Genomic DNA, 20,078 nt, shown 5'->3' with positions numbered 1-20,078 from the left:
TCCAAAGTTTTACTTTGGAGTTTTTAGCTTCCCACGTATTTAACAACAAGGTGAGGATTAATTTCTCCTTCTTCCTTTCCCTTATCCATTCTCTGTTTCATCTTGTGCATACCGATGACATCATTCGTATGAAGGTGAATTTCATTTACATATAACCCCTCTGTACAAAAAGCTTCTACAAAATCCAGTCCATTTTTTGCTCCCCACCCCATATTAAAATCAAGGGAAAGAATATTCACATCATAATCCCGAACCATTTGCAAAGCACATTCTACTGTAGTTGCGGGCACATACCCGAACGGGCAACTTCTTCGATCATCCATATATACGTTCATTTTCTATTCCCTCTCTAATTTGAATATGCGGCCAATACATAACATATTGCCCCAAGACTAATAAAAGGACCAAATGGAATTGGTTTTCGTACTTCTATACATTTTAATACGATACCCACCCCAAAGAAACAAAGACTGAAACAAGATGCTAAAAATAAAATGATAAAAACGCCTTTCACTCCTACTATAAACCCAAGTAACGAAAGTAGTTTTATATCACCTCCGCCAAGCCCTTCTGGATATATCTTTTGCATGCAATATAACAAAATGAATATAACACCACTACCAACTATACTATCTGTCCAAGTAACTAATTGTACAAAAACACTTTCAAGAATGAGTAAAACGGCAAACGAAATTAAAATACAATCAGGAATTAACATATATAAGTAATCTGTAACTGAAATAATAAGAAGTAGCGAAAAAAGGGATAAAATGATAATAAGCTCTCGTTCTATTCCAATCATATACACGGTAAGAAGAAATATACTTCCTGTTATACATTCAAATGCTACATACATAATTGGAATTTTCCTCTTACAATTCCGTACAACAGCCTCTTTGTATATAAAATGAAATGATGGGGATTAGTTCTTTTGGCCTTAGCACATATTTGCAATAATAACAATGTGAACGCGGGGTAATAATAGACGCACCTAATGGAACCCTCATCGCAACTAGCATAAAAAAAGAACCAAACACCATCCCTGCTAACAGTGCATATAAATAAGTGAACATCCCTTCCTCTCCTTTCCCAAAAAACATAGCAAAAAAAGGAGAGAACTTCTACTTCATATTATCCTTTATTCTACTAAAAAGCAGGCCATTTTCTGGCCTGCTTTCCCCTCTTTTATACGATGAAATATACTGCTTTTAATGGTCCATGTACTCCGACAACAAGATTCATCTCAATGTCAGCCGAGTTACTTGGCCCTGTAATAAAGTTAATACAAGATGCCGCTGTCTCCCCATTTTCTACGCGTAAGTTCATATCCTGAACTGCTTGTGTAATACGAGGCACAAGTGTTTCACGTGGAATAATAGCAAAATATACAGTCGGTAAAAAGTGTAAAGAACGTCCTTGCCCTTTATGACTTTGTACAACAATTGTACCAGATTCAGCTAATGTATAATCACTAAATGCAATACCAATATTCGCTTTTTCAGCTAAACACATATTTTCGTCTTTTCTCTCTGGATCCCATACGTTTACTTCAACGTCTCGCTTTGGAAGTTCTTCTTTAAATAAAGATGTTAAACCATATGCATCAAAACGATCATCTGCTGATAATAAAATAGGTCCACCGCCGTTTTCCATGATTACTTTTTGAAGGTCTTCACCTAATCGGTCATTTGTCGTTTCTACTACAGTTGTATGAATGTTTGTACATTGCTTTTTAAACACTTCTAGTAATTCTTCTTGTGAACAATCTTTTAACGTTTCTATATTCACATTACTTTTCCATACTGGTCGCTCTACATCTTCTGTTTTACGCGCGCGCCCAAGTTCTTTTGCAATGTTATCTAGAAAGGCATCACGGTTTTGAATTAATCCTGTCATTATTTATCCCCGCCTTTCTTATGATCTTTATACCAATCACGGAATCGCTCTTTACTTGGAGCTGGGAATTCCCGAATATCCGTCCAGTTTTTAAGTGGTCCAACACCTTTTGATACACGATTACCAGATGTAAATGGACTCATTGCCGCTGGTGCCATTTTTGACCCCATTTTATATAAAGCAGCTGAAGAAGCACCCATACTAAACATTTTCATCGCTAGTTTTTCTGCAAGTGGTGCACGACCTTCTTGCTCAACAATAACTTGACGATGTTTTAATAATAAATCATGCAATGGAATTTTTACTGGACAAGCTTCTGTACATGCTCCGCATAAACTAGATGCATAAGGAAGCTCTTTGTAATCATCATATCCACCTAGAAGCGGTGTTAATACCGCACCGATTGGTCCTGAGTAAATCGATCCATATGAATGTCCACCAACGTGACGATATACAGGACATACATTAACACAAGCAGCGCAACGAATACATTGTAATACTGAACGGAATTCAGATCCCAGAATTTGAGAGCGACCATTATCAACAACAACTAAATGGAATTCTTCAGGTCCATCAACTTCCTCTTCTTGAATTGGTCCTGCTACCGTTACATAACTTGTTAATTTTTGACCTACTGCACTACGACATAGTAAACCAACTAAAACATCTAATTCTTCCATTGTCGGAACCATACGTTCCATACCCATTACCGCAATTTGTGTTTTCGGAATTGACATAACAAGATCTGCATTACCTTCATTCGTTACTAGACAAAGAGAGCCAGTATTTGCAACAGCAAAATTACAACCAGTTACACCAATTTCTGCATCCATAAATTTCTCACGAAGTTGTTTACGAACAAACTTTGTCATTTCATACGGGTCATCAGAATTTTCATAGCCTAGCTTTTCTTTAAATACATCGCGAATTTGCGTTCTATTTTTATGAAGTGCAGGTGCAATAATATGTGAAGGTGGATCGTTATCTACTTGCAAGATATACTCTCCTAAGTCACTCTCTAACACTTCACAGCCAATCTCTTCAAGCGCATGATTCATACTGATTTCTTCTGTTACCATCGACTTTGATTTTACTACTTTTTTCGCTTGTTTCTTTTTGGCAACGTCTTGAATATACTTTGCTGCTTCCTCTTTCGTCTTCGCAAAGTACACGTGTCCGCCTCTTTTTGATACATTTTCACTTAACTGCATTAAATAATAATCAAGATTTTCTAACGTATGTTGACGAATTTGTTCACCTAGTTCTCGCCACTCTTCCCAGTTTCCTAATTCATCTGCGGCTTTTAAGCGATTCGTATATAAACGCGTTTGTGCAGAAGAAACTGCTCCGCGCATAAACGAATCTTGAATTCCATCACCAACGCGATCATTAAATTTTTTCTCACTGATTTTCATAGACATAGCTTATGTTCCCCCTTCATGAGCGACTATTCAGTACCTCAGCAATATGCATTACTTTTACTTCTTTTCCTAAACGCTCAATACGTCCGCCAATGTTTAACAAACACCCACAATCTGCACCGATTAAATAATCTGCACCTGTTTCCATTACACTATCTACTTTTTCGTCTACCATTTGCTCAGAAATTGGAGTCATCTTAACTGAAAACGTTCCCCCAAACCCGCAACAATTTTGCACGTTTGGTAAATCTCTCACAGTTAATCCTTTTACATTTGATAATAAAATTCCTGGTGCTTCTTTTATTCCGAGCATACGTGTCATATGACATGATTTATGAATAGTAGCTATCCCTGGTAAACTTGCACCAACATCTGTAACTTTTAAAACATCTACAATAAACTGTGTAAATTCATAGGTTTTATCAGCAACTTTTTGTGCACGTTTAGCCCACTTTGGATCATCTTTGAAAACATGCGGATACTCATGAAACATTGTCGCACACGAACCAGATGGCGTAACGATATATTCTGCATCTTCGAAAGTTTCAATCATATGTTTCATCGCTTCTTTTGCTGCTTCTACATGGCCACTATTATAAGCAGGCTGGCCACAACAAACTTGTGCTTCTGGAAATTCAATTTCACAACCTAAACGCTCCAACACTTCAACTGTTGCTTTGCCGACATTTGTTTCGAACATATCGACTAAACAAGTAACAAATAAAGTAACTTTCATAACTATTACTCCCCCTTTTTACAACTCCGCCAACAAACATATGGTCATCAGATGAATGAGTAGAGAAGAAATAGGCTCAACCATAGCCTATCCTCTCCCTCTTCTAAAGAAAACGCTTACTTAATCTTTCTCTATTTTATCAGAAAATTAAATTTTTAAAAGATTAAATTACGAATTTATATCGTTTTTACCTGTGACAATATGTTCTACATTTGTTAAATGATCTAGCATTGCTTGCTGCGCTAATTCTACATCTTGTTTTAACACCGCATCATATATAACTTGATGCTCTTCTATAAGTCGTTCTGATGTCGTTTGTTCACCATATAAAATAATGCGTCTTGATTCACCAATCGTTTCAGCAATCATCTCTGAAACATGATTCATGAGTTCAAGCAAAATGTTATTATGCGAAGACTCTGCAATTCCCATATGGAATTGAAAATCGGCTTTTTCGCCAGCCTTTTCATCTCCAATGCTCTTTGCCATTTCATCTAACCAATGTTTCATATTTTGTAAATTATCTTCCGTACGTTTTGCCGCCGCTACTCGAACTGCCCCCACTTCAAGCACCTTTCGTACTTCTAATAAATTCAAAATATCTTCTTTCTTCATTAATAATCTATTGTTTAATGATTTCGTTAATGAAGAAGAATCGAAGTTCTTCACATATGTACCTTCTCCTTGTTTCATCTCAATTAAGCCCATCGCTCTTAGCGCACTTAGCGCTTCACGAACAGCAGATCTACCAACTTGAAACTGCTCAGCTAATTGATGCACAGGGAGTAGTTTGTCACCAGGTTTTAACGTACCATTTTTAATCATTGTTAAAATAGCTTCAGATACTTCTTCGTAAATTTTTTTCGGTTTAATAGATTTGTACTCCAGTTAAATCACCTCAGTATCTTCCAAACAACAATTGAAACGATTTATAAGAACTTTGCATCATAACTATTTTAGACCGAATTGATAAGAAGTACAAATGTTTTGTTCATAAAATAGTCAAATTTTCGATATTTATTACATATTAATTTATATTTTTACGTATAAAGTGAAACTTTAATCAGTAGGGGTTTTGTTCATCCCCCACTGATTATTAGCCCTCACCAATCGGGCTTTTACGGACAGCAGGGCCTCCACCTAACTTCTTTGCTTCCGTTGAATTTTGAGGTGAGGGTCTTACTGTCCGGCAAATAGCGGGATAAATATTTTCTTCAATATAAAGAACATGTCCTAAAAATTAGAACATGCCCCCCTCATCCTGTACATTCAGTTTAATAATAACTGTTGTTCCCTTATCTTTTTCACTTTCAATTTTCCAATGTCCACCATGTATATGAACAATTTGTTTCACAATAGCAAGGCCTAAACCTGTTCCACCGTGTTGACGACTTCTCGCTTTATCAACTCGGTAAAAGCGTTCCCCAAGATTCTCCAAATGCTCTATATCAATGCCAATTCCTGTATCTTTTATTTTCAATTCACAGTAATCATCGATTTGCTCTAAAGTTATAACGATATTTCCGTTTTGATTTGTATACCGTATCGCATTATCTAACACATTATGAAGCACTTGTTGCATACGATCCTCATCAATCATGACAATGATCTCTGGATTTAAATTGGTTGAAATATGAAGTTCCTTTTCTATAAACTTAATCTCATACGTATCTAATACGTCTTCAATCAGCTGTGAAAAAACGATAGGTTGCTTCTTTAACGGAAAGTGCTCACCTTCTAATTGTGCTAAGTCTAACAAGTCATGAACGAGACGCTGCATACGACCTGCTTCTTTATGAATTAGCTGCGTTACTTTTTCCTGCTGCGGTCCCTTGGCAACGCCATCTAAAATAGCCTCGCTATACCCTTTTATATAACTAAGTGGTGTTCTAAGTTCATGCGAAACATTTGCTAAAAATTCCTTACGCTTTACATCTTCTGTTTCTAATGAATTGGCCATTTTATTAAATGCTTTTCCTAACCGTCCAATTTCATCCTCTGAAGAAACTGTAATCCGCTCCGAGAAATCTCCCGTAGCCAAATGATTTGCAACCCGTTCCATTTGCGAAAGTGGCTTCGTAATTGCAATTATAATTTTTCTTCCAACCCATATAGTAATTAAAATCATAGCAATTGCTAACGGTGCTAAAATAAGACCCATATCATAGATTAAATCTTTTATACTTTTTAAAGGAATATACGAATAGACAATTCCGACTAATTTTTTATTTTCCAATACAGGGATGACAACCCCCATAATATTACGGTCAAAATGTTCTTCATATCCTATTTTTGTCACAGTTTTCCCATCTAATAGCGTTTGCCTATCTCCTTCACTTATAAGGGAATGATGATGCACATCAAAAGGCAAACATGCACTTAAATCACGCGGATTAGACACGAAAATAACGTCTGAACTAGATATTTGATCAAACGATCTTACTTTCTCTTCAAAAGTTGATATTCCTTCGTGCTTATCATATTGGGCAGCAAGATTTTTTCCTTCCATTACTAATGAGCCTTTTAAATTATCAACGTATAGTTTTTCATACGAGTATAAAGATACGAAATAAAGAAAGGACACTGTTACACATACTGCACATACTACTGTAAGCCAAAGTTTTTGTACCATTGTAAACATACGTTACACCTCGAATTTATAGCCTACACCCCAAACAGTTTGAATGTAGTTTCCACTTTCTCCAAGCTTCAAGCGCATCGTTTTCACGTGCGTATCTACTGTTCTTGTACTTCCGGCATAATCATATCCCCATACCTTTTCAAGTAATTGCTCCCGGCTAAATACTTGTCCTGTATGCTGGCAAAGAAAATATAGTAAATCAAACTCTTTTACAGTAAGAGAAATCGACTCACCATCCGCCTCGATTCTTCTACTTTTTTCATTGATAAGAATTGGTCCAAATTGAATCTCTTCTTGCTGTTCTTGTTTTGTATATCTTCTTAGCACAGCTTCCATACGGGCAACTAATTCACCCGGACTAAACGGTTTTACAATATAATCATCTGCTCCCATACGTAAGCCGTTCACCCTATTCCACTCTTCACCTTTTGCGGTTAAAAATATAATCGGCACATCTGACGTTTTTCTAATTTCTTTACAAACTGAAAGTCCATCCATTTCTGGCATCATTATATCTAATACAACGAAATCATAATGATCCGTTTCTAGTTTTTTAAGAGCCTCTTTTCCATTCTCAGCTTCTCCCCACTCATATCCAAAGTTATCCAAATACATTCCAACAAGCTGCCTCATATCACTTTCATCATCTACAACTAGTACTCTATATTTATTCATTGTCCTTCCCTTCCCTCTCTATGAGTTGAAACGGTCCTTTTCCGACTTTAATTGTTTGTTTTATTTTCAAATTCTTCATATCCATAACGCACACTTCATCACTATCATAACTTGCTACATATCCTTCTGCTCCGCTCTCCAAAAATGCAAATGGATTTGATCCTACTTCTACAGAAGCTATTTCTTTATATGTGCTAATATCAAACTTTCTAAGTGTATTCGACCCATGACTTAATGCATATACGTACTTACTATCCTTCGTTATATTCACAGGCATAAATGGAGCATGTAAAGAACGTACCATTTCTCCATCCTGCAAAGAATATACTAACACTTTCTCATTTACTTGATTTCCATCACCATGTCCGCCAATCCATATTTCTTTCCCATCAGGACTAATCGTTGCTCCTGTTGATGCTGGTGGAATCATAAAGGATTGAACAACCTCTTTTTTCTTCGTATCAATTGTCGTTAGTTTCGTATCATAAAAGTTTAATACAGATAACCGATTATGATACTCTACCATCGTTATAGGTCCTTTGCCTGTTGAAACATTTCCTGTCTCTTTCCCATTTATCGTAAAGAACCTTACCTTTTGAACATTTTGATCGGCAGCAAATAATTGTTTTTTATCTTCTGATACGACCACATTTACAATGCCCTTTCCAGTTTTATATTTTCCCACTTGCCTTCCTTCCGCTAGTGAATATACATACATATATTCTAATTGCTTACCGTATACAAGTATTTCCTCACCATTTGGAAGCAGTGTGATTCCGGCCATTGGCTCATTTAGTTCCCATGTCGTGATTAACTTTTTATCTTTTTTATCAATAAAACTAATACTGCCTTCTTTTATATTCGTTGTTATAATAACATTTTTATCTTTAGCAATTGGTGTATACGAACTTCCTTGACACCCTACTAATAGAAATAAAAAACAGAGAAGAAAAACATACTTTCTCAAAAGATTCCCTCCATCTTCGGATGATTTCGTTATAATTGTAAAATAACAAATAAATGTGTGGAAAGTGTGAAATTTTCCTTTCTTACTCAATTTACATATATAATGTACAACAAATAGAATTTGAGGTGTGTCAATTATGCTATTTCCTGATTTAGCGAATAAAATTGTACGAGAAGTACGCAGACTAATTACAGAAAATATTATTATCATTAATATAGAAGGCGTTATTATCGCAAGTACAGATACAGAAAGAATTGGTCAATTTCATGAAGGTGCACTCCGCTGCGCCAAACAAAAGAAAACCGTCATCATTACAAAAGAAGATGAAAGGCGATTGCAAGGTGTAAAGGCTGGGATGAATCTTCCTTTATTATTTCATGATGAAGTAATTGGTGTCATTGGAATTACAGGAGAACCTGAAAATATTTCACGCTACGGCGAAATATTGCGTAAGATGACCGAATTATTAATTCATGAAAACTACTTTTTAGAGCAACTAGAACTTGAGCACCGTTCTTATGAAGCTTTCGTCTTTGATTGGCTTCAAAATACAGAGTGGTCCCCGAGTTTTCTTGATCGCGCCAAAACACTTGGCATTGATTTATATAAGAAAAAACAACTTATTTTGTTTTCTATTGGCAAAAATGACACGATGCTCCAGCGTAAAATATGGCAACACATACGTAATATTTTAACAAAAGAGCATCTATTTGTTCGTTGGGGAAATGATCGTTTTATTTTATTTACAGCAACGAGCTCCAAAGAGCAAACTTATCAATTTTTAAAACGGTTAAAACAAGACTGCGAAACTTTATTTTCTATTCCTTTATATATCGGGATTGGACAAACAGTTACCTCAAACAATATGAACATATGTTACGAACAAGCATTACGCGCTCTTTCTGTATCATTGGAAACGAAAAAAATTGTATTTAATGAAGATTTACGTTTAGAAATGTGTTTACAAGATATTTCTGCCGAAACGCGTGAACAATTTCTAGAGCGTACCATCGAAAACTTATTATCATTTCCTGAGCTTATGCATACTTTGCGCTTATTTATCGATTATAACCAATCTTATAAACAGACGGCTAAACAATTACATATACACATTAACACATTACATTACAGGCTAAAAAAGATTGAAGAACATACAGGACTTGATCCAAAACAATTCAAAGACTTAAACGTTTTATACTTCGCACTCCTCCTATTAGATGATCATACAAAAAAGAACGATAAAACAGATTAATCTTTAGATGATTATACATAGAAAGAATCCCTCGACTTTTTTATCATTATAATGAAAGCACTGTTACCACGTTGTTTATTATAACTAAACACGTTAACAGTTTGAGGGGGATTTCCAATGTTAGAAAAGCAAATTATTCATTCATTCGTATCTATTGTTGGCGAAGATAATGTAGATACATCCAATATGGGGCGTTTAACTTATAGTTATGATGCCACTCCAAACTTCCAAGCAATGCCTGATGCAGTCATTGCTCCTCGTAATACAAATGAAGTAGCTGAAGTGTTAAAAGTATGTAACACTCACAAAATCCCTGTATATGTGCGCGGGTCTGGAACAAACCTTTGCGCAGGTACATGTCCACTTGAAGGCGGTATCGTCCTTATTTTCCGCCATATGAACAATATTTTAGAAATTGATGAAGAAAACTTAACAATTACTGTACAAGCTGGAGTCATTACACTTGATATTATTAAAGCGGTAGAAGAAAAAGGTTTATTTTATCCACCAGATCCAAGCTCGATGAAAATTTCTACAATCGGCGGCAATATTAATGAAAACTCAGGTGGATTACGCGGTTTGAAATATGGCGTAACACGTGATTATGTAATGGGGCTTGAACTTGTCTTACCAAATGGCGATATTATTCGCACTGGTGGTAAATTAGCAAAAGATGTAGCTGGTTACGATTTAACTCGTTTATTTATCGGTTCTGAAGGAACACTTGGCGTGGTAACAGAAGCTATATTAAAACTTGTTCCTATGCCTGAAACAAAGAAAACAATGCTTGCATTATATGAAGATATTAATGAAGCTGCACGTGCTGTTTCTTCTATTATTGCAAATAAAATTATTCCAGCAACACTTGAGTTTTTAGACCAACCGACAATTGAAGTTGTAGAAGAGTTTGCACAAATCGGTTTACCAACTGACGTAAAAGCAATTTTATTAATCGAACAAGACGGCCCACCCGAAGTAGTCAATCGAGATATTGAAAACATGGCTAACGTTTGCCGCTCTATGAATGCAGTTGATGTTCGCATTGCAAAAGATGAAACAGAAGCAGATGCGCTTCGTACTGCTCGCCGTAGTGCTCTATCAGCGCTCGCACGATTAAAACCTACTACAATATTAGAAGATGCGACTGTACCACGTTCACAAATCGCTCCAATGGTTGAAGCTATTAATGCCATTGCAAAAAAATATAATATTCCTATTTGTACGTTTGGACACGCTGGTGATGGTAACTTACATCCAACTTGTATGACAGATGCTCGTAATGCAGAAGAAATGCACCGAGCTGAACAAGCTTTTGCTGAAATATTTGCGAAAGCAATTGAACTTGGTGGCACAATTACTGGTGAACATGGTGTTGGTGCAATGAAAGCTCCATATTTAGAAATGAAATTAGGTAAAGAAGGTATTGCAGCTATGCAAGGAATAAAGCAAGCTTTCGATCCAAACAACATTATGAACCCTGGAAAAATGTTCGCGAAAGACACTCGAAAAAGGGTGGTGGTTGAGCGATGACCACATTAAATAAAGAAAATATTCAAAAAGAATTTAAAGAACGATTAAGTGAAGATGAGCTACTTAACTGTATGCGATGCGGTTTTTGTTTACCTACTTGTCCTACCTACATTCAATCCGGATATAAAGAGTCACATTCACCGCGCGGACGTATCGCATTAATGAAAGCAGTCGTTGATGGTTTAATCGAACCAGATGAAGATGTTGAAAATACATTAAACGTTTGTCTTGGTTGCCGTGCTTGTGAGCCTGTTTGTCCATCTGGTGTAAATTATGGACATTTATTAGAAGAGGCTCGAGATATTATTAATCAAAATAAAAAATTCTCAATGCCAGTGAAAGCTGTTCGAAAAGTCGTTTTTGAAGGATTATTCCCCCATCAAAATCGAATGCGAACATTAACCGGACTAATCGGATTTTATCAACGTTCTGGTTTACAAACGCTAACACATAAAACAGGTATTATGAAGTTATTCCCTGAAACACTTACAACGATGGATCTCGTTTTACCAAAAGTCCCTAAAATGAAAGCAATGAAAGATCGTCCTTCATTTTTACCTGCAGAAAGTACAAAGAAAAAACAAGTTGCATTCTTCACAGGCTGCTTAATGGATACGATGTTTTTAGAAACAAATAACGCAACGCTGAAACTTCTTCAATTAGCTGGTTGTGATATTGTTATTCCGAAAACACAAAGTTGCTGCGGTGCATTGCATGGACATGCTGGTGAAAAGAGTGGAGCAAAAGAATTAGCAAAGCGAAATATAAAAGCATTCGAAGATTTAAACATCGACTATATTATTACGAATGCAGGGGGTTGCGGAGCTTACCTCGTAGACTATGATTATCTTTTAAAAGATGATCCGAATTGGGCTGAACGTGCTAAGCAGTTTGTTTCTAAGATTAAAGATGTTACTGCTATACTAGTAGAACTAGACTTCCATAAGCGAACTGACTTACGACTCACGCCGCAGGTTATTACGTATCAAGACTCTTGTCATTTACGCAATGTTATGCGCACATCTTCTGAACCTCGTATGTTACTAGAGGCTATCCAAGGTGCAACATATCGAGAAATGAAAGATGCGGACCGCTGCTGTGGCTCTGCTGGTATTTACAATATTGTTCATTCAGAGTTATCAATGGAATTTCTAGATTACAAAATGGACCGTGTGCATGAAACAGACGCAGCAACCATTGTTACTGCAAATCCAGGTTGTTTATTACAAATGAAATTGGGTATTGAGCGAGAAGAGCTTTCTCATAAAATGAGAGGAATTCACATTGTGGATTTATTATTAGAAGCAATTGAAACTAACTCGTAATAACTCGTAACATACGTAATATTAGGAAAACGGCTATCTCCTTCGTCTATGTAAAGAGATAGCCGCTTTTTTGTCTGCTACAACATTAAAAATATGTTACTTTATTATAAAAAAGAACAACAGAAACATTACAGTTTTGTAAAAATCAATCCATTATATTCCTCAAAAAATCGCTCAAACCATTGATACAATAGGATTCTTTATTTTCTATTTAGGTAAATTTATCCAAAAACCCCCTCTTAAAACCAAGTATAAAAACACTATAAATTCCTTTTATACTCTATATTTCTCTTATTTTTGCTCCCTTCTTCTCTTAGGATAAATTAGGTAATTTTAAAGTCTATGAATTTTTTTCCATCTTTTTTCTCGCAAATTGTATGCTACGATGAATTTGTCAGTCAGACAGGCTGTCAAAAACAAATCGTGTGAAAACAAATTAAAACTTTATATAGGGGGACACACATCATGAAAAAGCGTGTTTTATTATCTGTAGCTGCTGCAACAGCTCTTACTTTAGGAGTATCTTCTCTAGATGCACAAGCTGCAACAGTACAACCATCTAACATAAAGGTTCAAAATATTCAGCATTCAAAAGTGATGATGAAGCAAATGAGCCAACAAGAACTACAAGCATTCTTACAATCTATGGGAGTTGAATCATTAGCACAATGGCAACAAGGAAACTTCCAACCAAACTGCTTCATTCCTGGTCAACAACCTACTGAAAATGTTGTAACTGAGCAACCAACAGCTAAGCCAGAAACTCAAAAGCCTGCTGAGCAAAAACCTGCCGAGCAAAAGCCTGCTGAAGAAGTTCAAAAACCAGAAGCTCAAAAGCCTGCTGAAAACAACAATACGCAAAAACCTGCTGAACAAAAACCTGCTGAGCAAAAGCCTGCTGAAGAAGCAAAATCTTTAAGCGAGTTCGAACAACGTGTTGTTGAATTAACAAACGCTGAGCGTGCAAAACAAGGTTTACCAGCACTAAAAATCGATACTGAATTAAGCAAAGTAGCACGTATTAAGTCTGAAGACATGCAAAAAAACAACTACTTTGATCATAACAGCCCTACATACGGGTCTCCGTTTGACATGATGAAGAAATTTGGTATTTCTTATACATCTGCAGGTGAAAACATCGCTCAAGGCCAACGTACACCTGAAGAAGTGGTACAAGCTTGGATGAACAGCGCTGGACACCGTGCAAACATCTTAAATAACGGCTTCACTCACATCGGTGTTGGTTATGTAGAAAGCGGCAACTACTGGACACAACAATTTATTACAAAGTAAATAGATTAAAAGAGTCTTCTCATAATGAGAAGACTCTTTTTTAAGTTTCATAACTTTCTATTATGTATGAATAGAAAATATATAACATAAATAGCATAGATCCACAGCTTATTACACTAAGCAATACATAAAATCCCCACTCTAAGTTCAAAAACAATGAAAACAATATGCCACATGCCATCACTTGAAAAATCCGTCTACTTACTAAACGAATTTTTTGTAATTTAATTGGGTCTTTTTCTTTGCCTTTTATTTTCTTAAATTCTTTACTTAGCATAAAAAGAAACATACTAATCCCAATCGTTAATCCTGTTTGAAAGGATATCAAATCCTCAAAATTAATAAAGAGGATAAGCATATGAATAAACAACATAAATAACGTAATTTTCTTTATAAATCCGTCTATAATACCATGCTCTCTTTCATTAAACTTAAATATATTATGTGAAATAATATACAAAAATCCATATGAAAAAATAATAAAACAAGGAATAAATGCTACAACAACTTGTTTACTCATAAACTCGTTTGGCTCACCATTTACATTCCAATGTACTGCCATACGAGTTGGTAAATAGGGATAGAGACATAGAGTAACTAAAAGACAAGCGAAAAATATTCCAAGTACATACTTATATTTGATCAAGTGATTCTCACCTCTCTTTTCTCTTAACGGCTTCGCTCCTTTTAGAGAAATCCCTGCAAAAATCTACTTTTTTCAAATTAAAACTTATACTTTACGCATTTTCTTTTTGAAATTCTCTTATTTTATTATCTAACTTTGTAGGAAACGGCACATCAACTTCAATCGCTTCTTTCGTAATTGGATGCAAGAAATTTATCTTCATCGCATGCAATGCTTGACTAGACATATATTTTGTTTGTCCACCATATAATACATCCCCAACTAGTGGATTACCATTATGGCTCATATGAACACGAATTTGATGCGTTCTACCCGTTTCTAATTGTAACGTTACGAAAGTCGTGTTTTGCTTCTTAAAATACTTTTCTACTTTATAATATGTGATAGCTTGGTCACCTTTTGGAGAAATACGACGCCTTGTAGCATGATGGCGATCCCTTCCAATAGCAGCATCAATCGTTCCTTGTTTCTTCTTTACTTTCCCTTCAACGAGCGCTGCGTACGTCCTTTTAATTTTTCGTTCCATTAATAAACGATCCATAATTGCACCAGCAATTCTATGCTTAGCAAATACGACACCACCTGTCGTATCTTTATCTAAACGATGAATATGACGCACCTTCGTCTCTAAACCTTGCATTTGAAAATGAAAAGCAACAAGATTTGCAAGCGTCCCGGTTCCACCTTTTTCAGCAGGATGTGTGTCCATTTTCTCTGGTTTATTTACGATGAGTACGTGATCATCTTCGTATACTACATGCAATTCACCATATTCTGGATCCACACCGTACTCTTCCTCCGCAAACATATGAACTTGTAACTTATCGTTCTCTTTTAAAAGCTCGTTCCATCTTCTTTGTTCTCCGTTAACCGTAACACCTTTTCCCATACGAAGCTGATGTAATAGCTTTTTCGGTATTTCCCATTCTACTTTTAATACCGATTCAATACTTATACCATTCCATTTAGCTGGAACGGTAATTTCACACCATTCGCCCTTTTTCTTTGTTTCCATACTGTTTATCACCTTATTTCTATTGATTCTCTCATTGTAACGGAAAACACACTTTGGTGCACCGTCAAAAATAGAGGACAGTCTTATAATAGACTGCCCCTCAAGCTCTAAGTCTTTTCATTTCTAACAATACTTCTTCAGCTTTTTGTTCATACGATAAATCTTTAAAGAAATCCGCCAACCTTTTATAGTCATTGTAAGCATCTAATAAATCGTCCATCCTTTCTATTTTCATCACTTGTTGTTTTTGTTTCATTTTTACTGGATAACGATAACCTGATACTTCTTGTATTTTGTAATACTCATCCTCTACTTGAACGACCTTTACAAGTTCTTCCTCCTCTGCATCCATCGTATACCCGTCAAATTCTCTAAGTAGTTCATAAATGATATGAGTCCATTCATCTTTTGGATAAAATCCCTTTTCTAACCGATAACCGACAATGCGATACATATGCCCATCGTTTTCTGCAAACTGTACTGTATCATTTAACTTAAACTTAAAATAACGAAACATTGCCTTCACCTACTTGTATGTAATGTTCTTATCACATACTATTTGCAAAATGTAGGTCTTGCTATTCATAAAAAAATGCTCATCAATATGATGAGCATTTTTTTACGATGATTTTTCTCGTTTTTTTCGAAATGGTAACCACCAATTCCAGTCTCCAAATAACTTCATTAAGCTTGGAACGAGCATAAGACGAATAATTGTTGCATCAAGAAATATTGCTAATGCCACGCCAAGCCCCATCTGCTTTACTGGTAAAATATCAGTAAATGCGAATGCACCCGTTACAACAATCATAATTAATGCAGCTGATGTAATGATTCTACTTGTTGAAACGAGCCCTTCTAACGTTGCTTGATCGTTATCTCCTGTTTCTTCATAGAGCTCGTGAATACGTGAAATAAGAAATACTTCATAATCCATACTAAGCCCAAATACGAGGCCAAAAATGAAGATTGGTAAGACAAACAGAACCGGACTCGCTTCTAAACCGAAATGACCACCTTCAAATAACCAAACAACAATTCCAATGGTTGCACTCAAACTAAGTATATTCATAATAATTGCCTTAATTGGAATGAGTATAGATCGGAATGCAAATAATAATATAACAAAGGTCGATCCAAATATAACAGACATACCAATTACAACTTTATCTTTAATTTCATCTTCTAATTCTTGTTGAAACGTCGTCATTCCGCCTAGATAATACGTAACATTCGTTTCTTTATAGTTCTTTTTAAAGTCACGCACCCACTGTTTTGCAGTCTCTGTACGTGGTTTTGTTTTCAAAAAAACTTCTATCGTCGTCTTATTCCCTTTTGTGTATGCTTCAAATACAGGAGTTAGTTTTGCTGCTTCTGGCGACTGCAATATTCCAGCAACTTGATCTGCTTTCATTCCAGTTAACCCGTCGTATAAACTTCTTACTTCATGTACTTTTTTATCATCTTTTAACTTTTGAACGACTTCTTCTATCTTTTGTAGACTTTCTTTTTCTTTCATATCTTTTTTCGTCTCTACAACTAACGTAACATCAGCGTGTGTTTTGACAGTTTTATTAAATGCTTCTTCATACTTTTCATATGCAATCCTTGTATCACTCTTTTCAGGTAAAGCTTCAACACTAGGGAACTGCAGATTAGCTGTACGTAACGGTAATAAGCAAATAACAATAAATGTTGTAACAACAACAATCATTGCAATTGGATGTTTCATCACAAATTGTGCAAATTTACGCCATGCTTTTGCCGGCGTATGTGCTACTTGATTCTTTTTTAATATTTTTTTACCGATTAACGATAATAACGCTGGAAGAAGTGTGAGTGAGAATAAAATACTCATAATCACAACAATCATTCCGCTAATTGCGACAGATTGAATATAATCTATCTTAAAGAAAAACAAACCGGATAACCCAACAAATACGCATAATCCTGAAAATACAATTGCACGTCCTGCCGTCTGATATGTAATTGCTATCGCTTCTTTTACCGTTCGTTTAGCAACTTCCTCTCGAAAACGGTTCACAAATAATAGCGCAAAATCAATAGATAGTGCAAGTCCAATCATCGGTGCAACGTTTAACACGAAAATAGATAGTTCTTTATCCACACCGATGAAATACAATATACCCATCGTGCTAATAACACTAAGCGCTCCATTCAAAATCGGTAAAATTGATGCCAAAAGGCTACCAAACGAAAATAGTAATACAAGAAACGCAATTGGTAATCCAATCATTTCTGCTACTTTTAAATCATTTTGCGTTCTTTCATTAATCTCTTGATTAATTTTCGGAAATCCTGTAGGTGTTACTTTTAATGCTACATTACTTTCTTTCTCAATCTCATTAGCAAATTGTAATGTCTTTTCCATTCTTTCTTTATTTGTTTTCCCGGAAAATAAAATTGTCGCATAACCGATGTCATCTTGTAGCATTTCTTTATTTTGGATTGGGTGATGGAAAGATTCATAGTTCTCTTTCTCTTGAACATTCTTTACAATTTCATCTATTCGCTTTTTAAATTCCTCATGCGAAGCATCTTTATTTTTCTCAAAAACGAGCAGAAGCGTATCTTGAGACTTCTTAAAATCTTTATCTAAAATTTCTTTTGTTTTTTGATAGTCTCCTTCCGTTTGGAAACCGTCACCACCTAATACTCCCGGTAGCTTTGGAGCAAAAATCCCAAGTGCGATTGCAAGCAACAGTAACGCTACAATTACTGTATAACGAAATTGATACAAAAAAGCTCCTAACTTCCCCCACTTATCAACTTTATGAACATTTGTCTTCACACATTTTCACCTACTTTAAATAATTCAATTGTCACTTATACTGTATCATATCTTTATACAAACAAAAAACGCCTAGGAACACTATAATGATAGTTTTTCCAGGCGTTTTTTCTATCTCTCTTTATTAAGCCCCAATCTCTCAGTAAGTAAACGATGATAGTAAATAGCGATAACTAACAAAATACCACCTACGCAGTAACCAGCTAAAATATCAGTTGGGTAATGTACATTTAAAATGACTCTACTTAATCCAATCGATAGGATTACTATACCCATCAAAATCGTTATGACACATTTCCCAGCTATGCTTTTCAAATTAGCAGCAATGATATAAGCAAGAAATCCAAATGTCATAATCGATAGCATTGCATGTCCACTAGGAAAACTATATCCAAGTGCATCTAACGCTTCATTTAATGATGGACGTTCTCTCTTTACAATCTCTTTTATCCCTTTATTCACAAGATGTGTTATTAAAATTCCCATTGGATACACAATCATCGCAGCATAATAACGCTGCTTCCAAAAAACAAGCAAACTTATAACGAGCGTAGCAGCTATCCCAATTGCTGACCCCAATTTTGTAAAGTACGAGAAAAATGTAAGGGAACTTTCCGTTTGTAGCCCTTTTACTAATCCGCGGACATATGTATCCATTACTGTAACGCCACCTGCATGTACGCGCCAAGCAACAATACTAAATACAGCAAATAATAAACCGATACATATTACCTCATACTGATGTAACTTCTTCTTCAAACGATTTCCTCCTACTATGAAAAAATGCGATTTCTACTTTAGAAACCGCATTTTCTTACTTATTTACCTTTTGTTTTTAGCTCTGTCCAGTAACGATCATAGTCTTTTAACTTATCGTCTACATCAACAAGCCATTCTGTACGATCTAACTCTTCTTTCGTTAAGAAAATCATGTGATTATCACGGTATTCTTTACTATGAAGAGGATGAGCTTTTTCATTTGGATTACTGTAACCAATTGACTCGTAGTTTTTCACACTTACTTTTTCATCAAGTAAGTAGTTCATAAACTTCTCAGCAAGCTCTTTATGTTTTGCACCTTTTGGAATTGCTAACGTATCAGCCCAAATTGTGCCACCTTCTTTTGGTACAACGTATTCTACATCTTTATTATCTTTTGCGATAAATGCTGCATCTCCAGACCAAACTGTTCCGATCCAAGCATCTTCTGTAATGAATTTTTGTTTAATGTTATCTGTATCAAATGCTAATAAGTTTGGAAGCAGCTTCTTTAAATCATCCGCTGCTGTCTTTAACTCTGCATCTTCTTTTGTACTGTTTGAGAACCCGTGCTTCTTAAGACCCACTCCTAATACTTCACGAGAATCGTTTAATAACGTTACATGTCCTTTATATTTCTCATTCCATAAGTCAGCCCAGCTTGTAGGTGCTTCTTTCACATACTTTTTATTGTATGCAATCCCTGTTACACCCCAAGTGTACACTAAAGAATATTTATTCTCTGGATCAAACGCAGGTGTTTTGAAATTAGAAACCATGTTTTCGATATTTGGGATATTCTTTTTATCTAACGGCGCTAATAAATCCATTTTTGCCATTGTTTTAACCATGTAATCAGATGGTTGAATTAAATCATACTTTGCGCCACCAGCTTGTAATTTCGCAAGCATTTCTTCGTTACTTGCGTACTTATCATAGTTAATTTTCACATTATACTTCTTTTCAAAATCTCTTAGCACTTGCTCATCAAAATTGTCAGCCCAGCTATAAATATTTAATTCTTCTTTCTTTTCACCACAACCAGCAAGCACACCAGCAACAAGGCTAAAGCTAATTGCTGCGCCAGCTATTCTTTTCATTAATTTCATC

At 35.6% G+C, this 20,078-nt stretch carries 18 protein-coding genes and 1 pseudogene; 4 read left to right on the top strand and 15 right to left on the bottom strand.

What is annotated here, in order from left to right:
- Positions 1–23 precede the first annotated feature (23 nt).
- From OXT04_RS23020 to OXT04_RS22980, 9 genes and pseudogenes are all read right to left on the bottom strand, one after another.
- Positions 24–335 (bottom strand): cyclic-phosphate processing receiver domain-containing protein, encoded by a 312-nt coding sequence (locus OXT04_RS23020; RefSeq protein ID WP_267417862.1) that lies wholly within the window; start codon positions 333–335, stop codon positions 24–26.
- Between the two features lie 14 nt (positions 336–349).
- Positions 350–1,073: pseudogene (locus tag OXT04_RS23015) on the bottom strand (prepilin peptidase).
- Positions 1,074–1,185: 112 nt separating this feature from the next.
- A complete protein-coding gene (locus tag OXT04_RS23010; protein WP_000147180.1) occupies positions 1,186–1,896 on the bottom strand; it encodes a LutC/YkgG family protein in 711 nt (236 codons plus the stop codon).
- A complete protein-coding gene (locus OXT04_RS23005) occupies positions 1,896–3,317 on the bottom strand; it encodes a LutB/LldF family L-lactate oxidation iron-sulfur protein (RefSeq protein ID WP_000061930.1) in 1,422 nt (473 codons plus the stop codon). Before OXT04_RS23005 ends, OXT04_RS23010 begins: the two co-directional genes overlap by 1 nt.
- Before the next feature lie 16 nt (positions 3,318–3,333).
- Positions 3,334–4,053, bottom strand: a complete 720-nt coding sequence (locus OXT04_RS23000) for a (Fe-S)-binding protein (protein WP_000869147.1) — start codon at positions 4,051–4,053, stop codon at positions 3,334–3,336.
- A 168-nt stretch (positions 4,054–4,221) separates the two neighbouring features.
- Positions 4,222–4,911 carry a FadR/GntR family transcriptional regulator gene (locus tag OXT04_RS22995; protein WP_254904515.1) on the bottom strand — a complete coding sequence of 230 codons (690 nt, stop codon included), beginning with the start codon at positions 4,909–4,911 and terminating at the stop codon, positions 4,222–4,224.
- Between the two features lie 382 nt (positions 4,912–5,293).
- Positions 5,294–6,694, bottom strand: a complete 1,401-nt coding sequence (locus OXT04_RS22990) for a sensor histidine kinase (protein WP_000494810.1) — start codon at positions 6,692–6,694, stop codon at positions 5,294–5,296.
- A gap of 3 nt (positions 6,695–6,697) precedes the next feature.
- The gene (locus OXT04_RS22985) at positions 6,698–7,369 is read right to left on the bottom strand and encodes a response regulator transcription factor (protein ID WP_001046397.1); all 672 of its coding nucleotides are present in this window, start codon (positions 7,367–7,369) and stop codon (positions 6,698–6,700) included.
- Positions 7,362–8,336, bottom strand: coding sequence for a YncE family protein (locus OXT04_RS22980; RefSeq protein WP_001234155.1), 975 nt, complete (start codon positions 8,334–8,336; stop codon positions 7,362–7,364). The genes OXT04_RS22985 and OXT04_RS22980 overlap by 8 nt, the downstream gene beginning before the upstream one ends.
- A 136-nt stretch (positions 8,337–8,472) precedes the next feature.
- Here OXT04_RS22980 and OXT04_RS22975 point away from each other — a divergent pair, with 136 nt between their 5' ends.
- From OXT04_RS22975 to OXT04_RS22960, 4 genes are all read left to right on the top strand, one after another.
- Positions 8,473–9,588, top strand: a complete 1,116-nt coding sequence (locus tag OXT04_RS22975; RefSeq protein ID WP_000898640.1) for a CdaR family transcriptional regulator — start codon at positions 8,473–8,475, stop codon at positions 9,586–9,588.
- 117 nt (positions 9,589–9,705) lie between these two features.
- Positions 9,706–11,118, top strand: coding sequence for a glycolate oxidase subunit GlcD (gene glcD, locus OXT04_RS22970; RefSeq protein ID WP_000890756.1), 1,413 nt, complete (start codon positions 9,706–9,708; stop codon positions 11,116–11,118).
- On the top strand, positions 11,115–12,443 hold the full coding sequence (locus tag OXT04_RS22965; RefSeq protein WP_016513121.1) for a (Fe-S)-binding protein: 1,329 nt from the start codon (positions 11,115–11,117) through the stop codon (positions 12,441–12,443). The genes glcD and OXT04_RS22965 overlap by 4 nt, the downstream gene beginning before the upstream one ends.
- Before the next feature lie 465 nt (positions 12,444–12,908).
- Entirely contained in the window at positions 12,909–13,736 is an 828-nt protein-coding gene (locus OXT04_RS22960) for a CAP domain-containing protein (RefSeq protein WP_016513122.1), read from the top strand.
- A 40-nt stretch (positions 13,737–13,776) separates the two neighbouring features.
- Here the strand turns inward: OXT04_RS22960 and OXT04_RS22955 are convergent, their stop codons facing one another.
- The 6 genes from OXT04_RS22955 to potD all read right to left on the bottom strand — a co-directional run bounded on the left by OXT04_RS22955 (position 13,777) and on the right by potD (position 20,077).
- Positions 13,777–14,382, bottom strand: coding sequence for a DUF1648 domain-containing protein (locus tag OXT04_RS22955; RefSeq protein ID WP_000599010.1), 606 nt, complete (start codon positions 14,380–14,382; stop codon positions 13,777–13,779).
- A 91-nt stretch (positions 14,383–14,473) separates the two neighbouring features.
- A complete protein-coding gene (locus OXT04_RS22950; RefSeq protein ID WP_000448355.1) occupies positions 14,474–15,397 on the bottom strand; it encodes an RluA family pseudouridine synthase in 924 nt (307 codons plus the stop codon).
- A 100-nt stretch (positions 15,398–15,497) separates the two neighbouring features.
- Positions 15,498–15,914 carry a hypothetical protein gene (locus OXT04_RS22945; RefSeq protein WP_000490302.1) on the bottom strand — a complete coding sequence of 139 codons (417 nt, stop codon included), beginning with the start codon at positions 15,912–15,914 and terminating at the stop codon, positions 15,498–15,500.
- 102 nt (positions 15,915–16,016) lie between these two features.
- Complete coding sequence (locus OXT04_RS22940) at positions 16,017–18,209, bottom strand: MMPL family transporter (protein WP_000856400.1); 2,193 nt, start codon at positions 18,207–18,209, stop codon at positions 16,017–16,019.
- Positions 18,210–18,320: 111 nt separating this feature from the next.
- Complete coding sequence (locus OXT04_RS22935; RefSeq protein ID WP_016513124.1) at positions 18,321–18,968, bottom strand: phosphatase PAP2 family protein; 648 nt, start codon at positions 18,966–18,968, stop codon at positions 18,321–18,323.
- A gap of 59 nt (positions 18,969–19,027) precedes the next feature.
- Positions 19,028–20,077, bottom strand: coding sequence for a spermidine/putrescine ABC transporter substrate-binding protein PotD (gene potD / locus OXT04_RS22930; protein ID WP_000772490.1), 1,050 nt, complete (start codon positions 20,075–20,077; stop codon positions 19,028–19,030).
- Between the last annotated feature and the right edge of the window lies 1 nt (position 20,078).

Origin of the sequence: Bacillus sp. GC_Bacil_1 (genome assembly GCF_026540675.1) — a bacterium.
GTDB classification, from domain to species: domain Bacteria; phylum Bacillota; class Bacilli; order Bacillales; family Bacillaceae_G; genus Bacillus_A; species Bacillus_A cereus.
The sequence above is the reverse complement of the archived record's forward strand: the minus strand, read 5'-3'. Positions and strand labels throughout refer to the sequence as shown.